General features: G+C 72.7%; 3 protein-coding genes. All 3 read left to right on the forward strand.

What is annotated here, in order from left to right; all coding sequences use genetic code 11:
• The first annotated feature begins 141 nt into the window (after positions 1–141).
• The 3 genes from L1885_RS25935 (at position 142) to icmA (ending at position 3,211) form a co-directional block, all read left to right on the forward strand.
• On the forward strand, positions 142–681 hold the full coding sequence (locus L1885_RS25935) for a MarR family winged helix-turn-helix transcriptional regulator (protein WP_235799594.1): 540 nt from the start codon (positions 142–144) through the stop codon (positions 679–681).
• A 180-nt stretch (positions 682–861) separates the two neighbouring features.
• Entirely contained in the window at positions 862–1,200 is a 339-nt protein-coding gene (locus tag L1885_RS25940; RefSeq protein WP_235799595.1) for a DUF3817 domain-containing protein, read from the forward strand.
• Positions 1,201–1,510: 310 nt separating this feature from the next.
• Entirely contained in the window at positions 1,511–3,211 is a 1,701-nt protein-coding gene (gene icmA, locus L1885_RS25945; RefSeq protein ID WP_235799596.1) for a coenzyme B12-dependent isobutyryl-CoA mutase large subunit, read from the forward strand.
• Positions 3,212–3,290: the final 79 nt, after the last annotated feature.

Raw genomic sequence — 3,290 nt, forward strand, 5'->3', positions numbered from 1 at the left:
CGGCCGCCGCAGGGCGCAGCGCCGGGCGGGGAGGGCCGGGCGGCCGCGGAGGAGCGGGCGGACCGCTTCGGCGCGGGGGTCCGGCGCCGCCCGTACCACCGGCCGGGACCAGGCATATCATCCCTCGGTAGGGTCGGGGGTGTGCCGAAGCCGTTGAGCCTCCCCTTCGACCCCATCGCCCGTGCGGACGACCTCTGGCAGCAGCGCTGGGGCCCCGTCCCCTCCATGAGTGCGATCACGTCCATCATGCGCGCGCACCAGATCCTCCTCGCGGAGGTCGATGCCGTCGTCCGGCCGTACGGGCTGACCTTCGCCCGCTACGAGGCGCTCGTCCTGCTGACGTTCTCCAAGGCGGGCGAGCTGCCCATGTCCAAGATCGGTGAGCGGCTCATGGTCCACCCGACGTCCGTCACCAACACCGTCGACCGGCTGGTGCGCGCGGGCTTCGTCGACAAGCGCCCGAACCCGAACGACGGCCGGGGGACCCTGGCCTCGATCACCGAGCAGGGCAGAGAGGTGGTCGAGGCGGCCACCCGCGACCTGATGGCGATGGACTTCGGGCTCGGCGTGTACGACGAGGAGGAGTGCGCGGAGATCTTCGCGATGCTGCGCCCGCTGCGTCTCGCGGCCGACGACTTCGAGGAGCGCAGGCCGCCCGAGCGCGGCGGCGACGCCTGGTGACAGGGCCGCGGGCGGCCGGCGAGCACGAGCGTCGCGGCCGGCCCGCGGGGCGCCCTGCGAGGGGCCGTGTCCGGTGGCGAGGCCCGGTACGGAGGGCGCCGTCCGGTGAGGACGCGGTGCCGCGGCCCGAGGGGTGACCCGCGCGAAGATCGCCCGGTTGGTGCCACTACGCTCTTCGGCATGAAACGAAGCGTGCTGACCCGCTACCGGGTGATGGCGTACGTCACCGGCGTGCTGCTCGTCCTGCTCACCCTCGGGGTCATCGCCAAGTACGTGCTCGACATCAACGGGGCCGCGAGCTTCGTGGAGATCGTCGGCATCGCGCACGGCTGGCTCTACATCGTGTACCTGGTCTTCGCCTTCGACCTGGGCGCCAAGGCGAAGTTCCCGGTCATGCGGCAGCTGTGGGTCCTGCTCGCAGGCACCATCCCGACGGCGGCCTTCTTCGTCGAGCGCCGGGTCTCCCGCGAACTCGAGGCCAAGGTCGTCACCCCGGCACCGGTCACCGCCAAGGCCTGAGCCGCCCGCCGCCGTGCCCCGGTCCGCCGGGGCCCGGCCCGGCGCCCGCGAGCGAAGGCCGCCTCCGGGCCCAGGGGCGCTTACGGTCCCGGGGGCGCGTCCCGGAACCCGCGGGCGCGTCCCGGAACCCGCGGGCGCGTCCCGGAACCCGCGGGCGCGTCCCGCAACCCGCGGGCGCGTCCCGGGCCGAGGGCCCGGCGTGCCGGTCCTCGGGCTGAGCAGCCTCTCCGCCCTTTTTCCCCGTCACGGTTCTCCATCCGTTCCGGTTCTCCATCGACATTTACTTGGACGTCCTAGTAAATTCGATGGTATGGACGCTGACGCGATCGACGAGGGCCGCCGCCGCTGGCAGGCCCGGTACGACAAGGCCCGCAAGCGCGAGGCGGACTTCTCCACCCTGTCCGGGGACGAGCTGGAGCCGGTGTACGGGCCCCGTCCCGGCGACACCTACGACGGCTTCGAGCGGATCGGCTGGCCCGGGGAGTACCCGTTCACGCGCGGCCTGTACCCGACCGGCTACCGCGGCCGCACGTGGACCATCCGCCAGTTCGCCGGCTTCGGCAACGCGCGCCAGACCAACGAGCGCTACAAGACCATCCTGCGCAACGGCGGCGGCGGCCTCTCCGTCGCCTTCGACATGCCGACACTGATGGGCCGCGACTCCGACGACGGCCGCTCGCTCGGCGAGGTCGGCCACTGCGGCGTCGCGATCGACTCCGCGGCCGACATGGAGGTGCTCTTCGACGGCATCCCCCTCGGCGACGTCACCACCTCGATGACGATCAGCGGCCCCGCGGTGCCAGTGTTCTGCATGTACCTCGTGGCGGCGGAGCGCCAGGGCGTCGACCCCGGCGTCCTCAACGGCACGCTGCAGACCGACATCTTCAAGGAGTACATCGCCCAGAAGGAGTGGCTCTTCCAGCCCGAGCAGCACCTGCGCCTCATCGGCGACCTGATGGAGCACTGCGCGAGCGCGATCCCCGCGTACAAGCCGCTCTCGGTCTCCGGCTACCACATCCGCGAGGCGGGGGCGACGGCCGCGCAGGAGCTCGCCTACACGCTCGCCGACGGCTTCGGATACGTGGAACTGGGCCTCGCCCGGGGCCTCGACGTGGACGTGTTCGCGCCCGGCCTGTCCTTCTTCTTCGACGCGCACGTCGACTTCTTCGAGGAGATCGCCAAGTTCCGCGCGGCCCGCCGCATCTGGGCGCGCTGGCTGCGCGACGTGTACGGAGCGAAGAGCGACAAGGCGCAGTGGCTGCGCTTCCACACGCAGACCGCCGGCGTCTCGCTCACCGCGCAGCAGCCGTACAACAACGTCGTCCGCACGGCCGTCGAGGCGCTCGCGGCGGTCCTCGGCGGGACGAACTCGCTGCACACCAACGCCCTCGACGAGACGCTCGCGCTGCCCAGCGAGCAGGCGGCCGAGATCGCGCTGCGCACCCAGCAGGTCCTGATGGAGGAGACGGGGGTCGCCAACGTCGCCGACCCGCTCGGCGGCTCCTGGTTCGTGGAGCAGCTCACCGACCGCATCGAGGCCGACGCCGAGAAGATCTTCGAGCAGATCGTCGAGCGGGGGCGGCGCGCCCACCCCGACGGCCTGCACCCCGTGGGACCCGTCACCTCCGGCATCCTGCGGGGCATCGAGGACGGCTGGTTCACCGGCGAGATCGCCGAGTCCGCCTTCACCTACCAGCGCGCGCTGGAGAAGGGCGACAAGCGGGTGGTCGGCGTCAACGTGCACCACGGCTCCGTCACCGGCGACCTCGAGATCCTGCGCGTCAGCCACGAGGTCGAGCGCGACCAGGTCGCGCTGCTCGGGGAGCGCAGGGCGGCGCGGGACGGCGCGAAGGTCTCCGCCGCGCTGGAGGCGATGCTGGCCGCCGCACGCGACGGGTCGAACATGATCCCTTCGATGCTCGACGCGGTCCGCGCGGAGGCCACCCTCGGCGAGATCTGCGACGCGCTGCGCGAGGAGTGGGGCACGTACACGGAGCCGCCGGGCTTCTGAGCGGCGCCACCGGCCGGACGACGGGCCCCGGGCCGCGGGCGGGTGCCCGTCCCGGGCGCCGCCGGCCGGCGGCGTGCCC

It is taken from the genome of Streptomyces fuscigenes, from assembly GCF_021556455.1.
Lineage (GTDB): Bacteria > Actinomycetota > Actinomycetes > Streptomycetales > Streptomycetaceae > Streptomyces > Streptomyces fuscigenes.